This window comes from Streptomyces carminius (assembly GCF_002794255.1).
GTDB classification, from domain to species: Bacteria; Actinomycetota; Actinomycetes; order Streptomycetales; family Streptomycetaceae; genus Streptomyces; species Streptomyces carminius.
This window is the reverse complement of record NZ_PGGW01000038.1, coordinates 1-24,482: the sequence shown is the minus strand read 5'-3', so window position 1 is coordinate 24,482 and position 24,482 is coordinate 1. Positions and strand designations below refer to the sequence as shown.

20 protein-coding genes, 1 rRNA gene and 1 riboswitch are annotated in these 24,482 nt (G+C 72.8%); of the genes, 5 read left to right on the top strand and 16 right to left on the bottom strand.

All coding sequences use genetic code 11. The features are described 5' to 3' along the window. The first annotated feature begins 103 nt into the window (after nucleotides 1–103). Nucleotides 104–1,837: a cholesterol oxidase substrate-binding domain-containing protein gene (locus tag CUT44_RS09020; RefSeq protein ID WP_100201646.1), complete on the top strand. Its 1,734-nt coding sequence runs from the start codon at nucleotides 104–106 to the stop codon at nucleotides 1,835–1,837. A 40-nt stretch (nucleotides 1,838–1,877) separates the two neighbouring features. Here CUT44_RS09020 and selB read toward each other — a convergent pair whose 3' ends face one another. Next, nucleotides 1,878–3,665 (bottom strand): selenocysteine-specific translation elongation factor, encoded by a 1,788-nt coding sequence (gene selB / locus CUT44_RS09015; protein ID WP_100201645.1) that lies wholly within the window; start codon nucleotides 3,663–3,665, stop codon nucleotides 1,878–1,880. A gap of 7 nt (nucleotides 3,666–3,672) precedes the next feature. After that, nucleotides 3,673–5,106, bottom strand: coding sequence for an L-seryl-tRNA(Sec) selenium transferase (gene selA / locus CUT44_RS09010; protein ID WP_100201644.1), 1,434 nt, complete (start codon nucleotides 5,104–5,106; stop codon nucleotides 3,673–3,675). Between the two features lie 209 nt (nucleotides 5,107–5,315). On the opposite strand from selA, the gene CUT44_RS09005 reads away from it, so the two are divergent. Beyond that, the gene (locus CUT44_RS09005) at nucleotides 5,316–6,137 is read left to right on the top strand and encodes a PhzF family phenazine biosynthesis protein (RefSeq protein ID WP_100201643.1); all 822 of its coding nucleotides are present in this window, start codon (nucleotides 5,316–5,318) and stop codon (nucleotides 6,135–6,137) included. A gap of 47 nt (nucleotides 6,138–6,184) precedes the next feature. On the opposite strand, the gene CUT44_RS09000 is transcribed toward CUT44_RS09005, so the two are convergent. Beyond that, a complete protein-coding gene (locus CUT44_RS09000; protein WP_408646728.1) occupies nucleotides 6,185–7,015 on the bottom strand; it encodes a CPBP family intramembrane glutamic endopeptidase in 831 nt (276 codons plus the stop codon). A 171-nt stretch (nucleotides 7,016–7,186) separates the two neighbouring features. Next, the gene (locus CUT44_RS08995; RefSeq protein ID WP_100201641.1) at nucleotides 7,187–8,683 is read right to left on the bottom strand and encodes a glutamate-cysteine ligase family protein; all 1,497 of its coding nucleotides are present in this window, start codon (nucleotides 8,681–8,683) and stop codon (nucleotides 7,187–7,189) included. A gap of 494 nt (nucleotides 8,684–9,177) precedes the next feature. Between CUT44_RS08995 and CUT44_RS08990 the strand changes: the two genes are divergently transcribed. Together CUT44_RS08990 and CUT44_RS08985 are read left to right on the top strand one after the other, a co-directional pair. After that, nucleotides 9,178–9,768, top strand: coding sequence for a hypothetical protein (locus tag CUT44_RS08990; RefSeq protein WP_100201640.1), 591 nt, complete (start codon nucleotides 9,178–9,180; stop codon nucleotides 9,766–9,768). 304 nt (nucleotides 9,769–10,072) lie between these two features. Then, entirely contained in the window at nucleotides 10,073–10,279 is a 207-nt protein-coding gene (locus CUT44_RS08985) for a DUF5999 family protein (RefSeq protein WP_100201639.1), read from the top strand. 117 nt (nucleotides 10,280–10,396) lie between these two features. Here CUT44_RS08985 and gcvP read toward each other — a convergent pair whose 3' ends face one another. Beyond that, on the bottom strand, nucleotides 10,397–13,303 hold the full coding sequence (gene gcvP, locus CUT44_RS08980) for an aminomethyl-transferring glycine dehydrogenase (protein WP_100201638.1): 2,907 nt from the start codon (nucleotides 13,301–13,303) through the stop codon (nucleotides 10,397–10,399). A gap of 192 nt (nucleotides 13,304–13,495) precedes the next feature. Next, a riboswitch (glycine riboswitch) is annotated at nucleotides 13,496–13,592 on the bottom strand. 148 nt (nucleotides 13,593–13,740) lie between these two features. Between gcvP and CUT44_RS08975 the strand changes: the two genes are divergently transcribed. Further along, complete coding sequence (locus CUT44_RS08975) at nucleotides 13,741–14,118, top strand: PRC-barrel domain-containing protein (RefSeq protein ID WP_199185662.1); 378 nt, start codon at nucleotides 13,741–13,743, stop codon at nucleotides 14,116–14,118. On the opposite strand, the gene CUT44_RS08970 is transcribed toward CUT44_RS08975, so the two are convergent. The 11 genes from CUT44_RS08970 to rrf all read right to left on the bottom strand — a co-directional run bounded on the left by CUT44_RS08970 (nucleotide 14,034) and on the right by rrf (nucleotide 24,329). Continuing rightward, complete coding sequence (locus CUT44_RS08970; RefSeq protein ID WP_100201636.1) at nucleotides 14,034–15,479, bottom strand: DNA polymerase IV; 1,446 nt, start codon at nucleotides 15,477–15,479, stop codon at nucleotides 14,034–14,036. The two genes, CUT44_RS08975 and CUT44_RS08970, sit on opposite strands and share 85 nt — an antisense overlap. A gap of 91 nt (nucleotides 15,480–15,570) precedes the next feature. Further along, nucleotides 15,571–16,170 (bottom strand): MerR family transcriptional regulator, encoded by a 600-nt coding sequence (locus CUT44_RS08965; RefSeq protein ID WP_100201635.1) that lies wholly within the window; start codon nucleotides 16,168–16,170, stop codon nucleotides 15,571–15,573. Nucleotides 16,171–16,363: 193 nt separating this feature from the next. After that, nucleotides 16,364–16,837, bottom strand: coding sequence for a bifunctional nuclease family protein (locus tag CUT44_RS08960; protein ID WP_031507213.1), 474 nt, complete (start codon nucleotides 16,835–16,837; stop codon nucleotides 16,364–16,366). A gap of 54 nt (nucleotides 16,838–16,891) precedes the next feature. Then, nucleotides 16,892–17,716, bottom strand: coding sequence for a transcriptional regulator FtsR (ftsR, locus tag CUT44_RS08955; protein WP_199185661.1), 825 nt, complete (start codon nucleotides 17,714–17,716; stop codon nucleotides 16,892–16,894). A 17-nt stretch (nucleotides 17,717–17,733) separates the two neighbouring features. After that, complete coding sequence (locus tag CUT44_RS33915) at nucleotides 17,734–18,498, bottom strand: FHA domain-containing protein (RefSeq protein WP_233221328.1); 765 nt, start codon at nucleotides 18,496–18,498, stop codon at nucleotides 17,734–17,736. A 163-nt stretch (nucleotides 18,499–18,661) separates the two neighbouring features. Continuing rightward, complete coding sequence (locus tag CUT44_RS08945; protein ID WP_100201633.1) at nucleotides 18,662–19,510, bottom strand: DUF881 domain-containing protein; 849 nt, start codon at nucleotides 19,508–19,510, stop codon at nucleotides 18,662–18,664. Nucleotides 19,511–19,517: 7 nt separating this feature from the next. After that, nucleotides 19,518–19,850: a small basic family protein gene (locus CUT44_RS08940; protein ID WP_027750352.1), complete on the bottom strand. Its 333-nt coding sequence runs from the start codon at nucleotides 19,848–19,850 to the stop codon at nucleotides 19,518–19,520. Then, nucleotides 19,847–20,755: a DUF881 domain-containing protein gene (locus CUT44_RS08935; RefSeq protein ID WP_100201632.1), complete on the bottom strand. Its 909-nt coding sequence runs from the start codon at nucleotides 20,753–20,755 to the stop codon at nucleotides 19,847–19,849. The genes CUT44_RS08940 and CUT44_RS08935 overlap by 4 nt, the downstream gene beginning before the upstream one ends. 95 nt (nucleotides 20,756–20,850) lie before the next feature. Further along, nucleotides 20,851–23,346 carry a mannose-1-phosphate guanyltransferase gene (locus CUT44_RS08930; protein WP_100201631.1) on the bottom strand — a complete coding sequence of 832 codons (2,496 nt, stop codon included), beginning with the start codon at nucleotides 23,344–23,346 and terminating at the stop codon, nucleotides 20,851–20,853. Between the two features lie 108 nt (nucleotides 23,347–23,454). Further along, a complete protein-coding gene (locus tag CUT44_RS08925; RefSeq protein ID WP_100201630.1) occupies nucleotides 23,455–24,063 on the bottom strand; it encodes a CDP-alcohol phosphatidyltransferase family protein in 609 nt (202 codons plus the stop codon). A 149-nt stretch (nucleotides 24,064–24,212) separates the two neighbouring features. Further along, nucleotides 24,213–24,329 (bottom strand): 5S ribosomal RNA (gene rrf / locus CUT44_RS08920). Nucleotides 24,330–24,482 lie beyond the last annotated feature (153 nt).

Below are 24,482 nucleotides of genomic sequence, written 5' to 3'. Positions count from 1 at the left end.
CGGGTATCGGCGGCCGGGGACCGGGTACTTGGAGCCCGCCCACCCCACTCGTCCCCGGGCAGGCTCCCGGGGACACCAACGCCTTCACCTGGATGAGTGACCTATGCACGCATCGTGGACCAGACGTCAACTCCTGCGCACGACCGCCGCGCTGACGGCGGCCGGCGCGACGGTCGCCGGTATGACGGCAGCCGCCCCGCCGGTCTCCGCACGAGGCGCGGCGAATCCGCCGGCCGGCTTCCCGCCGGACATCGAGCTGTACCGCTCCGCCTACCGCAACTGGTCCGGGGAGACCACGGCCACCGGCCTGTGGGCCTGTGCCCCGCGCGACACCGCGCAGGTGGTCGCCGCGGTCAACTGGGCGTACCGCAGCGGCTGGCGGGTACGGCCCCGGGGCCACTCCCACGGCTGGGCGCCGCTGACCCTCGCGGCGGACTCCGGCGGGGACGCCGGGTCGGGCCGCCCGGTGCTGCTGCTGGACACCACCCGCCATCTGACCGGGCTCGACATCAGCGCGCCGCCCGGCGGACCGGCCTCGGTGCGGGCCGGTACGGGGGTCTCGATGGAGGAGCTGCTGACCTCCCTGGAGGAGCACGGGCTGGGGCTGACCGCCGCCCCCGCCCCCGGTGACCTCTCGCTCGGCGGGGTGCTCGCCATCGACGCGCACGGCACCGCCGTCCCGGGCCGCGGCGAGTCCCGGCCGTCCGGGCAGACCTACGGTTCGCTCAGCAACCGCGTGGTGTCCCTGACCGCCGTCGTCTGGGATCCCGGCAGCGGCGCGTACACCGCCCGCACCTACCGGCGCGACGACCCCGACTGCGCCGTGCTGCTCGCCCATCTGGGCCGGGCCCTGATAACGGAGGCGGTGCTGCGGGTCGGTGAGAACGACAACCTGCGGTGCGTCAGCCGCACCGACATCCCGGCGGAGGAGCTCTTCGCCCCGCCCGGCGGCGGCGGACGCACCTTCGGCTCCTTCGTGGCGGAGACCGGGCGGGCCGAGGCGATCTGGTTCGCCTTCAGCGAGCACCCCTGGCTGAAGGTGTGGAGCGTGGCGCCCGAGCGCCCGCCCGCCTCGCGGCCGGTGACCCGGCCGTACAACTACCCCTTCTCCGACAACGTGCCCCGGCCGGTGGCCGAACTGGCCGGGAAGATCGTCTCGGAGGGCGCCTGGTACCTGGCCCCCGCGCTGGGCGAGGCCCAGTCCGCCGCCTCCGCCACCGGGCTGGTGGCCACCGCGGCCGCCGACCTGTGGGGCCCCTCGAAGAACACCCTGCTCTACATCCGGCCGACCACCCTGCGGGTCACGGCCAACGGATACGCGGTGGTCACCGCCCGCTCCCGGGTGCAGGAGGTGGTCGCCGCCTTCACCGCGTTCTACCGCGAGCGGCTGGCGGCGTACGCGGCGCGGGGACGCTTCCCCGTCAACGGCTCGGTGGAGATCCGCGTCACCGGCCTGGACCGGCCCGAGGAGGCCGGCGTCCCGGGCGCCGTGGCCCCGGCGCTGTCGGCACTCCGGCCGGTCCCCGACCGGCCGGAGTGGGACACCGCCGTCTGGCTGGACGTGCTCACCCTGCCCGGCACCCCCGACGCACCGGCCTTCTACCGCGAGCTGGAGCGCTTCCTGCTGCGCGCCTTCGACGGCACGACGGCCCTGACCCGCGTCGAGTGGTCCAAGGGCTGGGCCTACACCGACCGGGCGGCCTGGGACGACCCGGAGGTCATCGGCGAGGCGGTGCCCGCCTCACTGCCCGGCTGGGACGGCGCGGTCGCCGCACTGGACCGGCTGGACCCGCACCGGGTGTTCGGCAATCCCTTCCTGGACCGCCTGCTGGCCTGACCGGCCGATCCGGTGGCCCCGCCGGACAACCGGGGCGCGGCTACCGGCAGCGGCGCCGGGTGCCGTCCAGCCGGACCGTCAGACCGCGGGCGTCCAGGTGCTCCAGCAGGGGGACCGCGACCCGGCGCGTGGTGTCCAGGGCGCGGCGCGCCTCGCTCGTGGTGAACGGCTGCTCCAGCCGGGCCAGTACGGCCGCCGCCCGCTCGTCGGCGCCGGGCAGCAGCACGATCCCGTCCCCGATCCGCAGCAGGGTCCCGGCGGCGACGGCGGCGGCCACCGCCGCCGGGGTCAGGCCGAGTTCGGCCAGCCGGTGGGCCTCGGGGGCGCGGAAGGGCGCCCGGTCCAGCTCCCCGCGCACCGCGTCGACCGCCGCCCGTACCTTCGGCGGCAGGCTGGGCCGGGTGCCGCGGCCGTACAGCCGGCCGTCGCGCTGCTCCAGCGCGGGGCCGCCGGCGGTCCGCACCAGGGCCCGGACCAGGGCACGGTCGGGCAGGCCGAGGGTGCGGCGGGCGGCCTCGACGGGCAGTCCTGGGTCCATCGGGTGCCGGGCCGCGTGCTCCTCGACCGCCCCGGCCAGGCGCCGCCGCAGGTCCGCCCAGTGGGCGGGGTCGGCGAGCCAGTCCCCGGCGACGGGTTCCGCCACCGCCGGCACCCCCATGGCGAGCAGTTCGGCGCGCCGGACCAGGCCGCGGCGGCGCAGCTCCGCCGCGCCGTCCGGCGCCCCGGTGACCGTCTCCAGTTCCCGGGCCCGGGCCCGTCCGGCGCCGCGCCGCGCCAGCTTGGGCGGGCGGACGTCGAGCACGGTGAGTCCGGCGGGGATCCGGCGGCGCCCGGGGTCGCGCAGCAGCGCGGTGTCGCCCACCCGCAGCGGCAGCGGCCGGGCGAGGGTCAGCCGGACGGTGTCGGGGCCCAGCGGCCGCACGGTGACGGGGACGGCCGCCGAGCCCGCGTGCAGCACCAGGTGCCGGGGCAGGTCGGCGGCAGCCGGGTCGTCCGGGCCGTGCAGCCGTACGTCCGCCAGGGCGGTGGCCGACCAGCGGCCGGGTGCGAGCAGGGCGTCGCCCCGGCGGACGGCGTCGGCGGCGACGCCGTGGACGTTGACCGCGACCCGGGCGACGGCGCCGGCCTCGGCGCGGTCCCGCTTGAGCGACTGCAGGCCGCGCACCCGTACCGCCGTGCCGTCGGCGGCCGAGGCGGCGGCCAGCTCCAGGCGGTCGCCGGTGCGGAGGGTGCCCGCGGCGAGCGTGCCGGTGACCACGGTGCCGCGGCCTCGCACGGTGAACGACCGGTCCACCCACAGCCGTACGTCGGCCTCCCGGTCCGGGGCGGGCAGCGCGCCGGTCAGCCGGACCAGGGCGGCGCGCAGCTCGTCCAGGCCCGCTCCGGTGACGGAGCTGACGGCGACGGCCTCGACCTTTCCCAGCGAGGTGCCGGCGATCCGGGCGAGCGCGTCCTCGCGCACCGGGGCGGGGTCGGCGAGATCGCTGCGGGTGACGGCGAGCACCCCGTGCCGCACCCGCAGGGCGTCCAGGACGGCCAGATGCTCCTCGGACTGCGGCTGCCAGCCCTGGTCGGCGGCGACCACCAGCAGGACGGCCGGTACGGGCCCGACCCCGGCCAGCATGTTGCCGACCAGCCGCTCGTGGCCGGGGACGTCGACGAAGGCGGTCGTCCCCCCGCCGGGCAGCTCTGTCCAGACGAAGCCCAGGTCGAGGGTGAGGCCCCGGCGGCGCTCCTCCTCCCACCGGTCGGGCTCCATCCCGGTCAGCGCGCGTACCAGCGCCGACTTGCCGTGGTCGACGTGTCCGGCGGTGGCGACGACGTGCACGGTGTGCTCACTCCCCTTCCTGTCCGGCTTCCCCGCTGTCCTGCCCGCCGTCCGGCTCACCGCCGCCCCGGCCGCTCCCCCCGGCGTCTCCCCGGCCGGCCCGGCGTACCGCCTCCGCCAGGGTGTCGTCGTCCTCCTCGGGCACGGTGCGCAGGTCCAGCAGGCACCGGCCGTCCTCGACCCGTCCGAGGACCGCCGGGGTGCCCAGCCGCAGGGCGGGGGCGTACTCCTCGGGCAGGGTCACGGCCGCGCTGGGCAGGGTGACGCCCGGGGCGCCGCCGCCGCCGACCGCGGCGGCGCTGTCCGCGGCGCGGGCGTCCAGCCCCGCGCCGCGCAGCGCGGCGGCCAGGTGTTCGGCACGGTCCCGCAGGCGACGGGGATCGGCGTGGAGCATGGTGTGGACCGGAGCGGCGGGACCGCGCACCGTGGCCTCCAGGGCGGCCAGGGTCAGCTTGTCCACGCGCAGGGCGCGGGCCAGCGGATGGCGGGCCAGCCGCCGCACCAGGTCGGCGCGGCCGAGGAGCAGTCCGCACTGGGGGCCGCCCAGCAGTTTGTCGCCGCTGGCGGTGACCAGGGCCGCGCCCGCGCGCAGCCAGGTCGCCGCGTCGGGCTCGGCGGGCAGGACGGGCTCGGGACGCAGCAGCCCGGAGCCGATGTCGGCGACCACCGGGGCGCCCAGCCGGGCCAGTTCGGCGACGGAGGCCGACCGGGTGAAGCCGGTGACGGTGAAGTTGGAGGGGTGCACCTTCAGCACGAAACCGGTGTCGGGGCCGATCGCCGCCGCGTAGTCCCCGGCGGTGGTGCGGTTGGTGGTGCCGACCTCGCGCAGCCGGGCGCCGGTGGACACCAGCAGGTCGGGCAGCCGGAAACCGTCGCCGATCTCCACCATCTCGCCCCGGCTGACGACGATCTCCTTCCCCGCGGCGAGCGCGCTGGCGGCCAGGGCCAGGGCCGCCGCGCCGTTGTTGACCACATGGGCGGCCTCGGCGGGCGGCACCGCTTCCGCCAGGGCCGCCAGGGCCGAGGCGCCGCGCCGGGAGCGGGCGCCGGTGGCCAGGTCGAGTTCGACGTCGGTGGGACCGCAGGCGGCGGACATCGCGTCCCGGGCGGCCCGGGACAGGGGGGCCCGGCCCAGATTGGTGTGGAGCAGCACCCCGGTGGCGTTGAGCACCGGCCGCAGCCCGCCCGCCGTCCGGGGCAGCGCGGCGACCGCGGCGTCGGCGACCGACTCCGGCGGTATCTCCCCCCGCCGGGCGCGCTCCTGAGCCTCCGTGACGACCGACTTCACCAGTGCGCGCCCCAGGCGTCCGGTGGCCCCGGCCAGCCGCGGGTCGGCGAGTACGGCGTCCGTGCGGGGCAGGCGGCGCCGTGCGTCCTCCCCCGTCCTCCCGGCCGCCGCCCGGTCCGTCCGCGTCGTCGCCGTCGCGGTGTCGCGGTCCATCCGTTGACCTCCTGACCGGGGATTGCGGGGGTGCCGGCCAGCATAGGTGTGCCCGGTCCGGGACGGGCGATGCCGCACCGGACCGGGCATCCCTCCCGCCGGGTCCCGCCGGGCCGGGCCGCCAGTCCTCACCGACGAGCCCTCCGGAAGTCCACCCCTTCCCCATTGGCCATGGCCGGGAGCCTCCGGGCCCTCCTACGCTCACGATCATGAGAATCCGCATCGTCGACGCGTTCACCGACCGCCCCTTCGCCGGCAACCCGGCCGGTGTCGTGCTGCTGGACTCCGGCCCGTTCCCCGGCGACGACCGGCTCCAGCGGGTGGCCGCCGAGGTCAACCTCTCCGAGACCGCCTTCGCGCACCCGCTGCCCGCCGGAGCCGAGGCCGGCTGGGCGCTGCGCTGGTTCACCCCTGTCACCGAGGTCAACCTCTGCGGGCACGCGACGCTCGCCACCGCCCACGTCATGCACACCACCGGCACGGCCACCGGCACCGTGCGGTTCGCCACCCTCGGCGGCGTCCTGACCACCACCGCGGCGCCGGACGGCACGGTCACCCTGGACTTCCCCACCGCCCCGCTCACCGAGGCCGACAGCGGCGGCGAGGCCGGCGCGGCGCTGGGTGCCGAGGTGCTCGCCGCCTACGACACGGGGGAGAACCTCGGCGACCTGCTGGTCGAGCTGGCCGACGAGAAGACCGTGCGCACCCTGGCCCCGGACCTGGCCGCCGTGGCCCGGCTCCCCCACCGGGGCGTCATCGTCACCGCGCGGGCCGCCGAGGGGAACGGGACCTACGACTACGTCTCGCGCTTCTTCGGCCCGGCCGTCGGCATCGACGAGGACCCGGTCACCGGCAGTGCCCACACCGCGCTCGCACCCCTGTGGTCGGCACGACTGGGGCACCAGACCCTGACCGGCCTCCAGGCGTCGGCCCGCACCGGTCTGGTGCGCACCACCCTGCGCGGTGAGCGCACCCTGCTGACCGGCCGCGCCGTCACCGTCGTCGACGGGGAACTGCTCACCGGGCTGTGAGGCGGCGCGCCCTGCCCGCGGGGGTACCGCGGGCAGGGACCGGGGCCCTACAGCCAGTCCACCCGGTCGGCCACCGGCCCGTACCCGACGAACGCGACGATGTCGATCAGCGCGTGCGCGGCAACCAGTGGCCCGACCCGCCCCCACCGGCGGTACAGCCAGACGAAGACCACGCCCATCACCACATTGCCGACGAAGCCGCCGATGCCCTGGTAGAGGTGGTACGACCCGCGCAGCAGCGAACTGGCCGCCAGCGCCGCCACCGGACTCCAGCCCAGCTGGTCCAGCCGGCGCAGCAGATAGCCGACGACGATGACCTCCTCGACCACCGAGTTCTGGGCCGCGGAGGCGATCAGTACCGGGATCTTCCACCACACCTCCGGCAGCGACTCGGGCACCACCGTCAGGTTGAACCCGGCCTCCCGGGCCCCCAGATAGAGCAGCAGCCCGCTGCCCCCGATGCCCGCGGCGACCACCGCGCCCCATCCCAGGTCGAAGCCCGGACGGCGCAGGTCGAAGCCGATCCCCCGCAGCCCCGGCCCGCCGTGTCCCCCCGGCCCCTCACGGGTCAGCAGATGGGCGACGAGCAGCACCGGCACCAGCGCGGTGGCGATCCCGAAAAGCTGCCAGGTCAGGTCGAGCCAGGGGCGGTCGGGAGCGTACGAGGAGTTGAGCCGGGCCGCCTGGTCCTTCAGACCGCCGGGTCTGGTCAGCGAGCCGACGAAGCTGATGAGCGCCGACAGGCCGCTGGCGCCCAGCGACAGCGCCAGGACGAGCAGCGTCTCACGTCCCAGCACCCGGCGCGTCGGTACGCCGCCTCCGGCCGGCTCTCCACCGGGTTCCCGGCCGTGTTCCCCGCCCCGCGCGTCCGCTCGCACTCCGCCTCCCGTTCAGCCGTCCTGCCCCGCCGGCACCGCGTCCGGCCGGGAGGTCCCAGCTTGCCCGACGGTTTCCGGCGCGCGGCGGCGGCCCCCTCGGCGGGGGACGCGCCGGGCGTGGCCGGACGGGGACGCCGGGCGGGAGAAGCCGGACCGGGCCGGCCGGCGCGGTTACGGACCGGTCGGCCAGCCGTGCACCGGCTCCCCGGTGCGGACCAGCTCGCAGTAGCGCCGCACCGTCGCCGCCAGGGCCTTCTCGCGGTCCAGTCCGCCCTCCAGCGCCCGGTGGTAGGTGGCGGCCTGCCAGGAGGCGCCGTTGACCCGGCGGCGGCAGCGCTCCTCGATGACCGACAGGTAGCGGTCCCGGTCGCCGGGCTCGATGCCCCAGGCGTCCAGCCCCTCGGCGGCCAGCGGCAGCAGTTCGTCCAGCACCAGCCGGTCCGCGGGCACGGCCGCCGGTGAGCCGCCGCGGCCGGAGCGGGGCCACCACAGCCGGGCGTCCATGCCGTGCCGGCAGGCGTTGTCGAAGTTCTCGGCGGCCGCGGAGAACGGCATCCTCGTCCACACCGGTTGCGGGTCGTCGGCCAGCGCGCGCACCAGACCGTAGTACAGGGCGGTGTTGGCCAGGACGTCGGTGACGGTGGGCCCGGCGGGCAGCACCCGGTTCTCCACCCGCAGATGCGGCACCCCGTCCGCGACGGCGTACACGGGCCGGTTCCAGCGGTAGACGGTGCCGTTGTGCAGGGTCAGCTCGGCCAGTTTCGGGATGCCGCCCCCGTCCAGGGTGCGGAGCGGGTCCTCCTCGTCGCGGACGGGCAGCAGCGCCGGGAAGTAACGGACGTTCTCCTCGAACAGCTCGTACGCCGAGGAGATCCACCGCTCCCCGAACCAGGTGCGCGGCCGCACCCCCTGTGCGATCAGCTCGGGCGGCCTGGTGTCGGTGGCCTGCTGGAAGAGCGGCGGGCGGGACTCCCGCCACAGTTCGCGGCCGAACAGGAAGGGCGAGTTCGCCCCCACCGCGACCTGGACGGCCGAGACGGCCTGCGCGGCGTTCCACACGGCCGCGAAGCGGTCCGGCGTCACCTGCAGGTGCAGTTGCACCGAGGTGCAGGCGGCCTCGGGGGCGATGGAGGACGAGGTGTACCTCAGCCGCTCCACCCCCTCGATGTCCAGGAGGACCTCCTCGCCGCGGCTGGCCATGACCTGGTCGTTCAGCAGGGTGTAGCGGTCGACGGCGGTGAGGTTCGCGGAGACCAGGTCGTCCCCGGTGAGGGTGGGCAGGATGCCGATCATGACGATCCGCGCGTCCACCTCGCCGGCCTTGCGGTCCGCGTACGCCAGCCCGGTGCGCAGTTCCTCGGCGAGCTGGTCCAGCACCCGGCCCGAGAGCCGGTGCGGGAGGATGTTCACCTCCAGGTTGAACTGGCCCAGCTCCGTCTGGAAGTCCCTGCTGGCGATGCGCTCCAGCACCTCGGTGTTCATCATCCGGGGCATTCCGTCGGCATCCGCGAGGTTCAGCTCGATCTCCAGCCCCATGAGAGCGCGGGGCCCCTCGAAACGCTGCTCGGCCAGCAGCCGCGCCAGCCCTTCCAGGCACCGGTGGAGCTTGTCCCGGTAGCGCCGGCGGTCGGCCAGGTCGAACCCGCCGGCCACGACCTTCTCGCCCATCGAAGCGTCCCTCCTCGAGTGCACCGTGACCGGATGATGCCCCGCGGATGCGAGAGATAACGCCTCATGGGACGGCCGGGAACGGTAAGCTGTGACGAGGCTTTTCATCGGGCACATTCCCGGGGCATACCGCGACGGGCATACGGTGGCGGTGAGCATTCGATTGCTCACCCGTCAGGAATACCGAAGAGATACGGCCGACCGCATAGTCAATCAATTGCCAGGTCAGCGACTTCTCACCGGAGAACCCGCAGGTGAAATACCATCGAAAATGTCCTGATGCCCGCTTGCCGGTAACATGCGGGACAGCTAGTCGAAACACCGGCCGAACACCCGTCGTATAAACTCCCCGAAGCGGACCGGACAAGGCGTCCCCCGGGAACCACCGGTCCGCCGAAACCCTCCCGGCCCCCTCCGTGGCCTTTCCGTACGCAGACAGCGCCGTCCGCGCCAGCCGAGCAGCACCGTGTCTTCTGAGCGAGAGGCGACCCACCATGCCCCTGCGTGTCCACCCGGCCCCGGCACCCGCTCTGCGCAGTGTGCACGCGGCCCTCGGTTCCCTCACCGGTCCCGGCGGCGCCCTCAGCCGTTCCGGGCCCTCGGCCGGGACGGGCGCCGTACGCCCCGAACTCCCCCTGCCGCTCCACGTACTGCGCGGGATCACCTCCTCGTCCGGCCCGCCCGCCACCCGGCTGGCCGGCTGGCGCTTCCTGCTGTGCGACACGCACGGCCCCCTGGGCGCCGCCGAGGCGAAGCCCACCGCGGACGGCTGGGCGTTCTCGCACTTCTGCGAGGGCCCGTTCGTCGCCTCCACCGAGAAGGCGCTGCGCCTCGCCGAGGCGCTGCCGACGACGTACCAGCCGCGCCTGCTGTCCGTACCCGAGCTGTACATGCTGACGCTGTGGCTGCACTCCGACACCGAGGCCGACGCCGCGGACGGCACCCCCGCCCCCGCGGACCTGCTGGTGCCGCTGGCCCCGGCGCCGCCCGGGATCGCCGCGCACCGCCCGCAGCGCGTGGACGGTCTGCTGCCGCTGATGTCCCGCCGGCTGGTCCCCTCACCCCTGCTGGGCACACCGGCCTGAGGAGCCCCGGCTCCGGCACGCGCGCAGCGGCGCCCCGCGGTTCACCGACCGCGGGGCGCCGCTGCGTCCACCCCCTTGGATAACTAGTCCTCCAGAGCAGCAATATCACCCGGAAGGATGACCCCTGGGTGTGCAACCATGCACTGTGGAGCGGCGTCTTCGAAAAGCGGGGGAGCCGCACCGAAAACCCTGCGGAATTTCCGGCCGCGGGGCGACACTGGGGAACCGACCGACTGGATACGGGGGCGGCATGGATCACACACCGAGCCGCAGTATCACCACACCGCAGCGAAAGAACTCCACCATGTGCCAGCATCAACCACTCTGTCCCTCGGCAGACTCACCCGACCGTGAAGCCGCCCACCTCGTGGCGCACTTCCCGGAACAGGGCTGGAGTCTGCTGTGCAACGGCGTCCTGCTCTTCGAGGACACCGGCGAGCTGCTGCCGGACGGCCGGGTCATCGCGCCGCACCGGCCGCAGGGTGCCGGGCAGATCACGACGGCCGTCTGAGACGGGGAACGCAGGCCGTCCGTTCCGCGGCACCGCGCCGGGACGCGGCAGGGACTCCCCCGGCGGGCCGGGTCCGGCCCGAGGAGTGAGGAGTCCCTGCCGCGTCCGCGACCCGGCTCAGCCGCCGTGCTCCGCAGGCGGCGGGCACGAGCAGAACAGGTTGCGGTCGCCGTAGGCGCCGTCGACGCGCCGCACCGGCGGCCAGTACTTGTCGGCGGCCGCGACACCGGCCGGGAAGGCCGCCTCCCGCCGCCCGTAGGAGTGCTCCCACTCGCCGCCGAGCTGTGCCGCCGTGTGCGGGGCGTTGCGCAGCGGGTTGTCCTCCGCGCTCCACTCGCCCGTGGCGACCTTCTCGATCTCGGCCCGGATCGCGATCATCGCGTCGCAGAAGCGGTCCAGCTCCGCCAGGTCCTCGCTCTCGGTCGGCTCGATCATCAGCGTGCCGGCCACCGGGAAGGACATCGTCGGGGCGTGGAAACCGTAGTCGATCAGCCGCTTGGCGACATCGTCGATGCTGACGCCGGTGGCCTTCGTCAGCGGACGGACGTCGATGACGCACTCGTGCGCGACCAGACCGCCCGGGCCGGTGTAGAGCACCGGGTAGTGCGGCTCCAGGCGCCTGGCGACGTAGTTGGCGCCCAGTACCGCCACCTGGGTGGCGCGGCGCAGCCCGTCGGCGCCCATCAGCCGCAGGTAGGCCCAGGAGATCGGCAGGATGCCGGCCGAGCCCCACGGCGCGGCCGAGACCGGGCCCACGCCCGTCTCCGGCCCGGCGGCGGGCTGGAGCGGGTGGTTCGGCAGGTGGGGCGCCAGATGGGCGCGGACCGCGACCGGGCCGACGCCCGGGCCGCCGCCGCCGTGCGGGATGCAGAAGGTCTTGTGCAGGTTCAGATGGGACACGTCCGCGCCGAACCTCCCCGGCTTCGCCAGGCCGACCAGCGCGTTGAGGTTGGCACCGTCGACGTAGACCTGGCCGCCGGCGTCGTGGACGGCCGCGCAGATGTCGGTGATGTGCTCCTCGAACACCCCGTGGGTGGAGGGGTAGGTGACCATCAGGACCGCGAGCTCCGCACGGTGCCTGTCGATCTTGGCGCGCAGATCCTCGAGGTCCACGTCGCCGTTCTCGCCGGTCCTCACCACCACGACCTTCATCCCGGCCAGCACGGCGCTGGCGGCGTTGGTGCCGTGCGCCGAGGACGGGATGAGGCAGACGGTGCGGCCCGTCTCGCCGTTCGCCCGGTGGTACGCCCGTACCGCCAGCAGGCCCGCCAGCTCGCCCTGCGAACCGGCGTTGGGCTGGAGGGAGACCTTGTCGTAGCCGGTGACCTCCGCCAGCCGCTCCTCCAGCTCGCGGATCAGCGTCAGGTACCCCTCGGCCTGCTCGGCGGGCGCGAACGGGTGCAGGTTGCCGAACTCCGGCCAGGTGATCGGCTCCATCTCGGTGGTGGCGTTCAGCTTCATCGTGCACGAGCCCAGCGGGATCATGCCGCGGTCCAGCGCGTAGTCCCGGTCGGCGAGGCGGCGCAGATAGCGCAGCAGCGAGGTCTCGGAGCGGTAGCGGTGGAAGACCGGGTGGGTCAGGTACTCGCTCCCGCGCAGCAGTCCGGCGGGCAGGGAGTCACCGCAGGCGGCGTCCAGTCCGTCGATGTCCGCCCGGCGGGCCGGTACCCCGAAGGCCTCCCACACGGCGGCCAGGTGCTCGCGGCGGGTGGTCTCGTCACAGGCGATGCCGACGTGGTCGGCGTCGGTCTGCCGCAGGTTGATCCCGGCCTCCCGGGCGGCGGCGACGACCTCGGCGGCCCGGCCGGGCACCCGTGCGGTGACGGTGTCGAAGAACGTGTCGTGCACCACCTCGACGCCGCCCTCGCGCAGCCCGGCCGCCAGGACGGCGGCGTACCGGTGGGTGCGGCGGGCGATGGCGGCCAGTCCGTCGGGGCCGTGGTGGACGGCGTACATCGAGGCCATCACGGCGAGCAGCACCTGGGCGGTGCAGATGTTGCTGGTGGCCCGCTCCCGGCGGATGTGCTGCTCACGGGTCTGCAGGGCCAGCCGGTACGCGGTGGCGCCGTCGGCGTCCACCGAGACGCCCACCAGCCGGCCGGGCAGGTTGCGCGCGTACTCCTGGCGCACCGACATGTACCCGGCGTGCGGCCCGCCGAAGCCCATCGGCACACCGAGGCGCTGGGTGGTGCCCACCGCGATGTCGGCGCCCAGTTCGCCGGGCGGGGTCAGCAGGGTCAGGGCCAGCAGGTCGGCGGCGACGGTGACGACCGCGCCCAGCTCGCGGGCCCGCTCGATGACACCGCGCGGGTCGCGTACGGCCCCCGAGGCGCCCGGGTACTGCAGCAGCACGCCGAAGACACCGCGCTCGGCCGCCTCGGCGGGGATACCGCCGGACAGGTCGGCGACGACGACCTCGATCCCGGTGGGCTCGGCACGGGTCTCCAGGACGGCGATCGTCTGCGGCAGGCAGTCGGCGTCGACCAGGAAGACGCCCTCCTTGACCTTGCCGACCCGCCGGGACAGAGCCATGGCCTCGGCCGCGGCGGTGGCCTCGTCCAGCAGCGAGGCGCCGGCGGTGGGCAGCCCGGTCAGGTCCGCGACCACGGTCTGGAAGTTCAGCAGCGCCTCCAGCCGTCCCTGGGAGATCTCCGGCTGGTAGGGGGTGTAGGCGGTGTACCAGGCCGGGTTCTCCAGCACGTTGCGCATGATGACCGGCGGGGTGAAGGTGCCGTGGTAGCCCAGGCCGATCATGGAGTGCAGCACCTGGTTGCGGGCGGCCAGGGAGCGCAGTTCGGCCAGTACCTCCGCCTCGCCGCGGGCGGCGGGCAGGTCCAGCGCCTCGGTGCTCCGGATGACCCCGGGGACGGCGGCGGCGGTCAGTTCGTCCAGTGATCCGTAGCCGACCTGGGCGAGCATCTTGGCCCGCTCCCCGGCGTCGGGGCCGATGTGGCGCTCCTCGAAGGGGGTGCCGTGCTCCAGTTCGGCGAGCGGGAGGGTGCGGGGGCTGCGGTTCTCTGTCATCTGCGGAGGCCTCCTGGTCTGCGGCTGTTCTGCGCGACCTGCTGGGGGCGCCACGGTGCGGCGCCCTGTCGGCCTCCCCCTCTGTCATCTCGACCTGAGAGCTTCACCGGTCCCGCGGGCCCGGCTTTCACCGTCGGTGAGGAGGGGCTGCCGAGCTGTGCGCCCGTGACCCGCCCTGCTTTCCAGAGTGACCTCACCCGCGCGGTACGTGAGCCTGAGAGATTCCGGGGAGGAGTTGCTCCTTCGGCGCCTCCGGCGCTGTGCCGGAGGACTCTCCCGCTCGGGGTCGACAGCCACTTCCGAGCGTACCAGCGCGGATATCCCCGGGCCGCGCCGCTCACCCCGCCCCGAGTGGCCGATCCGCGGCGTATGCCCTTTCTTTGTTTGTAGCGGCCGTTTCCGAGCAGGCGCGACCGATGAGAGCAGTTGGAGGGACCATGCAGACCGGTATCGACCCACGGGATCTGATAGGCCTCAGGGCGTTCGACCGCGACGGGCGGAAGATAGGCACCGTGGACGAGGTCTATCTCGACGACGCCACCGGCGTGCCGGAATGGGCCGCGGTGCGCACCGGGCTCCTCAGCCGCGACGCCTTCGTCCCCCTGGAACCCAGTGAGGTGGCGGACGGGGCACTGCGCGTGCCCTTCGAGCGCTCCCTGGTCAGGGAGGCTCCGGACTTCGGGGTGGGCCGCCACCTCTCCCCCGCGCAGGAGCTGCGGCTCTACCACCACTACGGGCTGGACGTGCCGGGGGCCGGACCGGCCGGGTCCGACGACGACATGACCTTCGGGCGGATCGCCGGCTCCGGGAGCTGACCGCCCGGCAGCGGCAGGGGATCGGAGGGCTCCAGCTCCGGGTCGTCGACCGCGAAGGTGCGAACCCGGCCGGGCGGCGAGCCGGGCCTCTCGAACCTCACCGTCACCCGCCCCAGACCGCTCCCCTGGACCCAGCCGACCCCGTACCGCGCATGCCGGGCGTCCAGCCCGGGCAGCCAGCGCCGTACGACCGCCGTCCCCCCGTCCGTGTCCTCCGGACCGCCCGGGCTCTCCGGGCCGGCCGGCACAGCCGGCACGGAGCGCGACGGTTCCGCGGACCGGCCGGTGACGGCCTGGGCGAACAGATCCTCCTGGGTGAAGTCGGCCAGTCCGCTCACCCCGACCCCCAGCAGCCGCACCCCGGCAGTGGTGTCCACGCCCTCGATGAGCCGCGCCGCGGCCTCCCGCACGACCGCCGGATCGTCGGTGGGGCCGCGCAGCGTCTCGGAGCGGGTCAGGGTGGAGAAGTCGTAGTTCCGCACCTTGACCACCACCGTGCGCCCGGAGCGTCCCGACGCCCGGAGCCGCTCGACACAGCGGTCGGCGAGCCGGCCGATCTCCGACCGGACCCGGGCCCGGTCGGTGAGATCGGTGTCGAAGGTGTCCTCCACGGACACCGACTTGGCGTCCCGGTCGGCCACCACCGGCCGCTCGTCGATCCCCCGCGCCATCGCGTACAGCGCCGTACCGTGCGCCTTCCCCAGCAGCCGTACCAGCTCCGCCTCCCCCGCCCCGGCGATCTCGCCGACGGTGTCGATACCGGAGCGGCGCAGTGTCTGGGCGGTGGCGGGGCCCACTCCCGGCAGCGTGCGGGACGGCATCGGCGCCAGCAGCGCGCGCTCGGTACCGGGCGGGATCACCACCAGGCCGTCGGGCTTGGCCCGCTCGGAGGCGATCTTGGCGAGCATCTTGGAGCCGGCCAGCCCGACCGAGCCGCTGAGCCCGGTCGCGGCCCGGATGTCCCGGCGCAGCCGCTCACCGACGGCACGGGCGTCGTCGGCCGACTCCACCGCCTGCCCGCCCGCCCGGAGGTCCACGAACGCCTCGTCCAGACTCAGCGGCTCGACCAGCGGGGACAGCGCGCGCAGCAGCCCCATCACCACATCGCTCACCTGGCGGTAGAGCCCGAAGCGGGGGATGAGGTAGGCGGCGTTCGGACACAGCCGCCGGGCCTGGGCCGTCGGCATCGCCGAGTGCACCCCGAACGGACGCGCCTCGTACGAGGCGGTGGCGACCACCCCTCGCGGACCGAGACCACCGACGACCACGGGCTTCCCGCGCAGGCTGGGCTTGGCCGCCTGCTCCACGGCCGCGTAGAACGCGTCCATGTCCAGGTGCAGGATCGCCGGTGTCCCTCTCACATGACGATGCTGCCCCATGCCACTGACAACCGTGACACGCCGCTCCCGGCGGGGCCGTCCCCGCCGACCGGCCCCCGGGGCCGCCGCCCGGTCAGCCCGCCCGGTTGCGGCGCCGCGCCAGTTCGTCGGCGGGGTTGTCGCCGACGATCGTCTCGCCGGTGTCGACCCGCTCGGCGTGCAGCTGGGAAAGGGCCGTCTCGACGTCGCGCCACACCACCCCGACCGCGATGCCGAAGACGCCCTGGCCGCCCTGGAGGAGGTCGACGACCTCGTCGGGCGAGGAGCACTCGTAGACCGTCGCCCCGTCGCTCATGAGCGTCATCTGCGCCAGATCGACGAGCCCCCGCGCGCGCAGGTGCTGCACGGCCGTACGGATGTTCTGCAGGGAGACCCCGGCGTCCAGGAGCCGCTTGACGATCTTGAGGACGACCACGTCGCGGAAGCTGTAGAGCCGCTGGGTGCCCGAGCCGTACGCCGGACGGACGCTCGGCTCCACCAGCCCCGTACGGGCCCAGTAGTCCAGCTGCCGATAGGTGATCCCGGCGGCCGCGCACACCGTGGGGCCGCGGTATCCGAGCTGCTCGGGGGCGGCCTCCCCGGCCGTGGAGGCGGGTCGCGCGGGGGGCCGTACGGAGGACCCGCGCAACGGATACGGTTCGCCCGTCGCCCTGCCCTCGCCGGTGCTTCTCACGCCGACCCTCCGTCCTTCACGTCCCGTGGATGGGCCCGGGACCTGCCCGATCGACGGTAGGCAGTCACTCGGGGTGCGTCAACGATCGCCACACTCGGCACGCCGAGTGATAATCACCCAAGGAGTGGTTTCGCGTGTCCTCAACCCGGGAAAGGGTGCCCGAATGCGCTGATGCGGGCGGCACCCGAAGGACTCACTGGTTGCTGCTCCCGAAGTCCTCCGGCGAGATCTGGTCGAGGAACTCGCGGAACTTCTCCACCTCGTCCTCCTGCTCGTCCGGAATCGCGATCCCCGCGTCGTCCAGCACTCCGTCGCTGCCGTAGATCGGCGTACCCGTGCGCAGCGCCAGCGCTATGGCGTCGGACGGCCGCGCGCTCACCTCCACCCCGCTGGCGAAGACCAGCTCGGCGTAGAAGACACCTTCTCTGAGATCGGTGATCCGCACGGCGGTGAGCTCCTGGCCGACCGCCTCCAGAACGTCCTTGAACAGATCGTGGGTCAGCGGGCGGGCAGGCGTCATGCCCTGCTGGGCGAAGGCGATCGCGGTCGCCTCCCCCGGTCCGATCCAGATGGGAAGGTACCGGTCGCCTCCCACCTCTCGCAGGAGAACGATCGGCTGATTGGAGGGCATTTCCACCCTGACACCCACAACGTCGAGCTCGTTCACACAGCAACCCTAGGACGTGCGTGCCCTCTTTGGGTAGTCGGGCACCCCGGCATCTCAGTGGAGCCGTGTCCGCAGCGCGGACTGGACCAGGGCCGCGTGCAGCCGTACCGCCAGCGTCGCCAGTTCCCGGGCCGTGGTCTCCGCATGTGCCCTGGTCTGCGGGTTCCGGTGCCGCCGCAGCGGCGCGACCACCTGTTCGACCAGCCCCGCCGTCCGCTCGGCCGAGGCCTTCACCGCCCGCAGATGGCGGGGTTCCAGACCGTGCCGTCCCAGGTCCGCGAGGATCCGGACGACACCGACCGCCCCGGGCTCGTACCCGCCGTTCCCCGCGGGCCCGACCAGGCCGTACGACTCCCACTGCGCGAGCTGCTCCTCCGCCACCTCCGCGGCGGCCAGGAGCTCCTCCCGTCCCATCCGCGCCGGACCCGCTTCCGCGGTCCCGCCGGGGCCGGGACCGGCGCGGCCGGGGCCGGCCTTTGGACCGGACGCCCCGGCGGCCGGGATCGTGACCCCCTCCGGCGGGCCGACCGGATCGGACGGCCGCGCCGGACCGGGAAGCCTGATCTCCTCACCCCGGTCGAGTGCGTCCAGCTGCTCCCGGATGACCCGCAGCGGAAGGTAGTGGTCGCGCTGCAGCCGCAGCACCCGGCGCAGCCGCTCCACGTCCGCCGCGCCGAACTTGCGGTAGCCCGAGGGAGTGCGCCGGGGCTCCACCAGCCCCTCGGATTCCAGAAAGCGGATCTTGGAGATGGTCACCTCGGGGAACTCGTCCCGCAGCAGACCGAGCACGGAGCCGATGCTCATCGTGCCCGCGTCACCCGTCCGGCCGGTTTCCCCGGCGGTGCCCCGGGGGGCACCGCCGGTCCGTGGTTGCAGCATGAGGTCCCCCGAGAGGGTCAGACGGTTCGCTTGCTCGCGAAGAAGACCAGCCGGTACTTGCCGATCTGCACCTCGTCGCCGTTGTTGAGGACGAACGAGTCGATCCGTTCACGGTTGACATACGTGCCGTTGAGGCTGCCGACGTCGGAGACGGTGAACCGGCCGTCCGGGCCGCGCCGGAACTCCACATGGCGCCGGGAGACGGTCACGTCGTCGAGGAAGATGTCGCTCTGGGGGTGCCGTCCCGCCGTCGTCAGCTCGCTGTCCAGCAGGAAGCGGCTGCCGGAGTTCGGGCCGCGGCGCACCACCAGCAGCGCCGATCCCATCGGCAGGGCGTCCACGGCCGCCTGCGCCTCCGGGGAGAGCGGCGGGGTGGTCTGCCCCGTCATCTCGGCCTCGTACGCCTCCAGACCCGAGATCGAGATGGTGGAGGTCGTCTCCGAGGAACGCTCGGCCGCGGGAGCACCGCCGCGCAGCGGGGCCCCGCAGTTGGAGCAGAAGCGGCTCGCCTCCGCGGCGCGGCTTCCGCACCTCGCACAGACCGGCAAGTCAGCTCCTCCACCCGTACTCGAGGTCGGCGGTGCCTCGGAACCTATGCGGCCGGACGGCCCCCGGTCAACAGAGGCAGGGCCGTGACCACTCGAATTGCCGCCTTCGGCGACCTCGTCGCGGAAGAGCGGGCGCCCGGGCTCCTCGGCACTCCCGCCGCCCCGCGGCGCACGGTGCCGGGCGCCCTCGCCGGCGTCCTGACGCTTGCCGAACAACTTCGCAAGAAAACTCACGGGCGATTCCCCTCGCACGAAACAGACCCGCCCGTGGGGCAGGACAGACCCTTGATGCTCACAGTGGCCGGAGCGGACGTACTGACAACGCTCCCGGCCTTCGGACAGTTTCCCTTACTCATCGATCGGCAAGCCCGTCGACCCCCGGTTTCTCTGATCTCGCTCACTGTGACGGCGACTGAGCGTAGTCAGGCCGCTCCGCCGACCGCAAGGCATCCACGACGATCTTCTCTGAACGGGTTATGGACACGGTGGCCTGCTCCTTCTCCATCGTCTGGACGACGCCGCCCGGGATGTTGAGAGCGGGCTCGATGTCCTTGGGCTCACCGATCACCTCGAAACGATACGGTGCGGACACCTCCCGGCCATCGATCCTGATGCCGCCGTCGCTGTCCGTGAAGTGGGTGCTCGTCACCACCCGTACGTCGTTGACCTCGATCGCCTCGGCCCCCGCGGCACGGAGCTCCTGGATGGCGTCCAGCAGCATGTGCGACTCCACCGCGCCCGCCGGGTCGTCCACCGTCATCCGGATGCCCGGCCCCTCGGCCGCGACCGTGCCCGCCAGCACACCCAGTTGCCGGGCCCGCTCCCGGGTCTGCCGACGGGCCTCCTCCGCCTGGTCCGAGCTGTTCTCCAGCTCCGACCGCTGGTTCTCCAGTTTCCGCTTCTCCGCCTCCAGCCGCTCGGTACGGCTGTCCACCTCGTCGAGGATCCGCACCAGGTCCTCCTGGCGGGCACCCCGCAGCGGGCTGTTCTCGCTGGTGGAACGGACCTGGACCGCCAGTCCCAGCCCGAGGACGAAGAGCAGGAGGGCGACGGTGAGCTGGTTGCGGTTCACCCGCGGCGGCCACAGCCCGCGGGCCAGCCGCTCACGCCCGGTCGGCGCGGGCTTCACCGGCTCCGTCGGCTCCACCGGCTCCGAAACGCCCTCCCGGGCCTCTCCCGGACCCGGGCCCCCGCCCCACTCACCTTCCGCGTCCGGGCTTCCGCCCGGTGTCCTGTCGTCGTTCATCGTCCACTCACGCCCGGAACACATGCCGCCGGATGGCGGCGGCGTTGGAGAAGATACGGATGCCCAGCACCACCACGACGCCGGTCGACAACTGCGCACCGACACCCAGCTTGTCGCCGAGGAACACGATCAGGGCGGCCACCACCACGTTGGACAGGAACGACACCACGAACACCTTGTCGTCGAAGATGCCGTCCAGCATCGCCCGCAGCCCGCCGAACACCGCGTCCAGCGCCGCCACGACGGCGATCGGCAGATAGGGCTCGACGACCGTCGGCACCACGGGCCGGACCACGAGCCCGGCCACGACTCCCACGATGAGGCCCAGTACGGCGATCACGATGTGCTGTTCTCTCCTGTCTTCACGGGCTCGGCTGTACGAACGGTAAGACCGGGCGCGGCGGGCAGCCGCACCCGGTCCTTCACGGAGATGCCGGTTCGGATGTCGTAGTTGTCCTGCAGGGCGTCCAGATACCGGCCGTCGCCGCTGTTCTGGAACGCGGCGCTCAGCCGCTCCCCGTCCCCGACCGCGAGCAGCGTGTACGGCGGCACCAGCGGTTTGTTGTCGACGAGTATGGCGTCACCGGCGGCACGGATCGCCGACAGGGCGGTCAGCCGCTGGCCGTTGACCGAGATCGCCTCGGCCCCCGACTCCCACAGACCGTTGACCACGCGCTGCAGATCCCTGTCCCGCACCCGGCCGGTGTCGGCGAAACCGGTGCTCTGCCGCGGACCCCCGCCCTCACCCGCCCCGGTGTCCTCCGCGTCGTCGACGACCAGCTCGATCCCCGGACCCTCGACCGGCACCGCGCCGGCCAGCAGGGCCACCAGTTCGCTCCGGTCCCCGCCGTGCTTCCGCAGGGCCTCTCGCTGCATCGCCGCGACCTCCCCCCGCAGGTCGTCCACGCTCCGCTGGAGGTCGTCGGCGTCCTGCCCGCCCTTCTCGATGCGGTCGATCAGCCCCTGCCGCTCCCTGGCCTCCGTGGGCGCCTCGTAACGTGCCTGGGCCGCTCCCACCGTGACCACCAGGGCGGTCAGGACCAGGCCCGCCGCCAGCCACAGCCTGGCGCGCAGGGCGCGGGGCGTGCCGGACCGCCCCTGGGCGCTCCGGCGGGCGGCCGCCTCCGCGTAGCCCTCGTCGAGGCTGTACTCCATCACGTTGGTCAGCAACGACATGGAGGCGTCGGGTCGCGCAGGCCGTGAAGGTGTACTCCGTACGGGGTGCTGCTGCGACATGCCGCACATCGTCGCACGTCCGGCCCCCCACCGCCGAACGGGGCCTGTGGAGTGCCCGGCCGGGCACTCCACAGGCCCCGTCGGCCCGTTCCGGCTCCGCGCCGTCAGTGTCCGGCGCTGTCGACCACCGACGACCATTCGTCGAGCAGCGCCTGCGCGGAGGCGTCGTCAGGTCCCTCCGCCCACAGGTGCGTGACCGCCTCGGCCGGATCCGGCAGGACCATGACCCAGCGGCCGTCGGACTCCACGACGCGCACTCCGTCGGTTGTGTCGACGAAACGTTCCCCCGCTTCCTCCACGACCCGCCGCATCACCAGCCCCTTGACCGCCCACGGCGTGGCCAGGTCACGGCGCAGCACATGGGCCTGCGGAATACGGGCGTCGATCTGACTCAGCGTGAGCTGGGTCCGGGCGACCAGCCCGAGCAGCCGCACGAAGGCCGCCGTGCCGTCGAAGACACTGCTGAACTCCGGCACGATGAACCCGCCCCGCCCATCGCCGCCGAAGACCGTGGTGTCGTCGCGGCAGACCCTGGTGAGGTCGTCCGGCGAGGTCGTGGTCCACTCCACCTGGGTGCCGTGGTACGCGGCCACCTGCTCGGCGATACGGGTCGTGGTCACCGGCAGGGCGACCCGGCCGCTGCGCCGCTCGGCCGCGATCAGATCGAGCATCACCAGCAGGGCCCGCTGGTCCTCGATGATCCTGCCGCGCTCGTCGACCAGGGAGAGCCGCTCGCCCACGGGATCGAACCGGACGCCGAAGGCCGCCCGGGCCGAGGCGACGATCTCCCCCAGCCGCACCAGCCCGGAACGGCGGGCCTCCGCCGACTCGGTGGGCCGGGACTCGTCGAGACCGGGGTTGATCGTCAGCGAGTCGACTCCGAGCCGGCCGAGCAGGCTGGGCAGGACGAGACCGGCGCTGCCGTTGGACGCGTCCACCACGACCTTGAGACCGGACTCGGCGACACCGGTGGTGTCGACCGCGCGCAGCAGCGTCCCCGTGTAGGAGTCGAACACGCTCGCCGGGAAGCTCAGGTCGCCGATCTCGCCGGGGAACGCCCTGCGGTACTCCTGACGGGCGTAGACGCGGTCGAGCTTGCGCTGGCTCGCCTGGGAGAGGTCGGCACCCCGCTCGTCGAAGAACATGATGTCGACGGAGTCCGGCACCCCCGGCGTCGTACGGATCATGATGCCGCCGGCGCTGCCCCGCGCGGTCTGCTGCCGGGCCACCGGCAACGGCACGTTCTCCAGGTCGCGCACGTCGATGGCGCTCGTCTGGAGGGCCGAGATGACCGCGCGCTTGAGCGCTCGCGCACCACGGGAGTGGTCACGGGCCGTGGTGACGGTCGCGCCCTTCTTCAGGGTGGTGGCGTACGCGCCGGCGAGCCGCACGGCCAGCTCCGGGGTGATCTCGACGTTGAGGATGCCGGAGACGCCGCGGGCGCCGAACAGATGGGCCTGGCCACGGGACTCCCAGATGACCGAGGTGTTGACGAACGCGCCCGCCTCGACGGTCTTGAAGGGATAGACCCGGACATTGCCCTGGACGATGGACTCCTCGCCCACCAGGCACTCGTCGCCGATGACCGCCCCGTCCTCGATCCGGGCGGCCCGCATCACATCGGTGTTCTTGCCGATGACACAGCCGCGCAGGTTGGACTGCGGACCGATGTAGACGTTGTCGTGGACCACTGCTCTGTGCAGGAAGGCCCCGCTCTTGACGACCACGTTGGAACCGATGACGGTGTGCTCGCGCAGTTCGGCCCCGGCCTCGACCTTGGCGTAGTCCCCGACGTACAGCGGACCGCGCAGTACGGCGTCGGGGTGGACCTCGGCCCCCTCCGCGATCCAGACGCCCGGGGAGATCTCGAAACCGTCGATGTCGACGTCGACCTTCCCCTCCAGCACGTCGGCCTGGGCCTTGACGTAACTCTCGTGGGTGCCGACGTCCTCCCAGTAGCCCTCGGCGATATAGCCGTAGATCGGCTTGCCCTCCTTCATCAACTGCGGGAAGACATCACCCGACCAGTCGACGGGGACATCGGGATCGACGTAGTCGAAGACCTCCGGCTCCATGACGTAGATGCCGGTGTTGACGGTGTCGGAGAACACCTGTCCCCAGGTGGGCTTCTCCAGGAACCGCTCCACCTTCCCGTCTTCGTCGACGATGGTGATACCGAACTCCAGCGGGTTCGGCACCCGTGTGAGGCACACGGTCACGAGCGCCCCGCGCTCACGGTGGAAATCGATGAGTTCGGTCAGGTCGAAGTCAGTGAGGGCGTCACCGGAAATGACGAGGAAAGAATCGTCCTTCAGGGCTTCCTCTGCGTTCTTGACACTGCCGGCGGTACCGAGCGGCTTTTCCTCGTTGGCGTAGGTGAGCTCCATACCGAGCTCCTCGCCGTCACCGAAGTAGTTCTTGACCAATGAGGCCAGGAACTGCACGGTCACCACGGTCTCGGTGAGACCGTGCCGCTTGAGCAGCCTCAGCACGTGCTCCATGATGGGCCTGTTGGCCACCGGCAGCAGCGGCTTGGGCATACTCGCGGTCATAGGGCGAAGACGAGTGCCTTCGCCGCCGGCCATTACAACGGCCTTCATGTCGGAAGCGTCCTCCTTGAAGAGACGACATTCATGCCGACCACGCCCCGTTGGGGGACCCGCGATTCACTGAAGGACCGCCCGGCCCGCGACATCGGGAGCCAGGGCTCAGTCGGCAGTGGCATCCGCCCTGACAAGTCGGCGGACTTGGACTACGTAGAGGAGTCCTGCCCACCAGTACAGAGTTGTACCCCAGCCCGCGAAAGCCCATCCGAAAATAGCTGCCAGTGACGGAATCCATCCGCTTCCGTCACTGAGCAACAGCAGCGGGAAGGCGTACATGAGGTTGAAGGTTGCAGCTTTTCCGAGGAAGTTGACCTGCGGAGGCGCGTATCCGTGCCGGTCCAGGACCCAGACCGCGACCAGGAGCATGAGCTCACGCGCCAGGAGCAGCCCGGTCAGCCAGAGCGGGAGGATGCCACGCCAGGTCAGACCCAACAGGGTGGAGAGGATGTACAGCCGGTCCGCGGCCGGGTCGAGAATCCGGCCGAGGCCGCTGACCTGGTTCCAGCGCCGGGCGAGTTTGCCGTCCAGATAGTCGCTGACACCGCTGAGCGCGAGGACCAGCAGGGCCCAGCCGTCGGCGTTGGGGCCCCCGAACTCCGGCCAGAGGATCAGCCACAGGAAGACCGGCACCCCGGCGAGCCGAGCCATGCTGAGAATGTTGGGGATGGTGAGGACACGGTCCGTCTGGACACGTGTCTCCTGGGCCTCCACCCTGGACCTCCCGTGAGTCCGTGCCAACGATGCCTTCTGACCCTACCCGCAGCACTTGAGAGGCCGACGGGAGGGGCCCGTAGACGGTCCCGGAACGCGAGAAAGCCCCGCCGGGCCCAAAGGGCCCGCGGGGCTTTCCCACACGATTTGTTCGGCGGCGTCCTACTCTCCCACACGGTCCCCCATGCAGTACCATCGGCGCTGAAGAGCTTAGCTTCCGGGTTCGAAATGTAACCGGGCGTTTCCCCTCCGCCATGACCACCGAAACACGATGAAACCTCACATCAAACCAGCCCCCGAACACGGGGGAACAGGTCGCGGTCTCAGAACCCGCACAGTGGACGCAAGCAGCCATGGACAAGTCCTCGGCCTATTAGTACCAGTCAACTCCACCCCTCACAGGGCTTCCATATCTGGCC

What these genes read in the sequence shown, in the direction of transcription:
- CUT44_RS09020 (WP_100201646.1), top strand. Translation starts at nt 104, where the DNA reads ATGCACGCATCGTGGACCAGACGTCAACTCCTGCGCACGACCGCCGCG.
- selA (WP_100201644.1), bottom strand. Translation starts at nt 5,106, where the DNA reads ATGGACCGCGACACCGCGACGGCGACGACGCGGACGGACCGGGCGGCG.
- CUT44_RS09005 (WP_100201643.1), top strand. Translation starts at nt 5,316, where the DNA reads ATGAGAATCCGCATCGTCGACGCGTTCACCGACCGCCCCTTCGCCGGC.
- CUT44_RS08995 (WP_100201641.1), bottom strand. Translation starts at nt 8,683, where the DNA reads ATGGGCGAGAAGGTCGTGGCCGGCGGGTTCGACCTGGCCGACCGCCGG.
- CUT44_RS08990 (WP_100201640.1), top strand. Translation starts at nt 9,178, where the DNA reads ATGCCCCTGCGTGTCCACCCGGCCCCGGCACCCGCTCTGCGCAGTGTG.
- CUT44_RS08985 (WP_100201639.1), top strand. Translation starts at nt 10,073, where the DNA reads ATGTGCCAGCATCAACCACTCTGTCCCTCGGCAGACTCACCCGACCGT.
- gcvP (WP_100201638.1), bottom strand. Translation starts at nt 13,303, where the DNA reads ATGACAGAGAACCGCAGCCCCCGCACCCTCCCGCTCGCCGAACTGGAG.
- CUT44_RS08975 (WP_199185662.1), top strand. Translation starts at nt 13,741, where the DNA reads ATGCAGACCGGTATCGACCCACGGGATCTGATAGGCCTCAGGGCGTTC.
- ftsR (WP_199185661.1), bottom strand. Translation starts at nt 17,716, where the DNA reads ATGCTGCAACCACGGACCGGCGGTGCCCCCCGGGGCACCGCCGGGGAA.
- CUT44_RS08945 (WP_100201633.1), bottom strand. Translation starts at nt 19,510, where the DNA reads ATGAACGACGACAGGACACCGGGCGGAAGCCCGGACGCGGAAGGTGAG.
- CUT44_RS08935 (WP_100201632.1), bottom strand. Translation starts at nt 20,755, where the DNA reads ATGTGCGGCATGTCGCAGCAGCACCCCGTACGGAGTACACCTTCACGG.
- CUT44_RS08930 (WP_100201631.1), bottom strand. Translation starts at nt 23,346, where the DNA reads ATGAAGGCCGTTGTAATGGCCGGCGGCGAAGGCACTCGTCTTCGCCCT.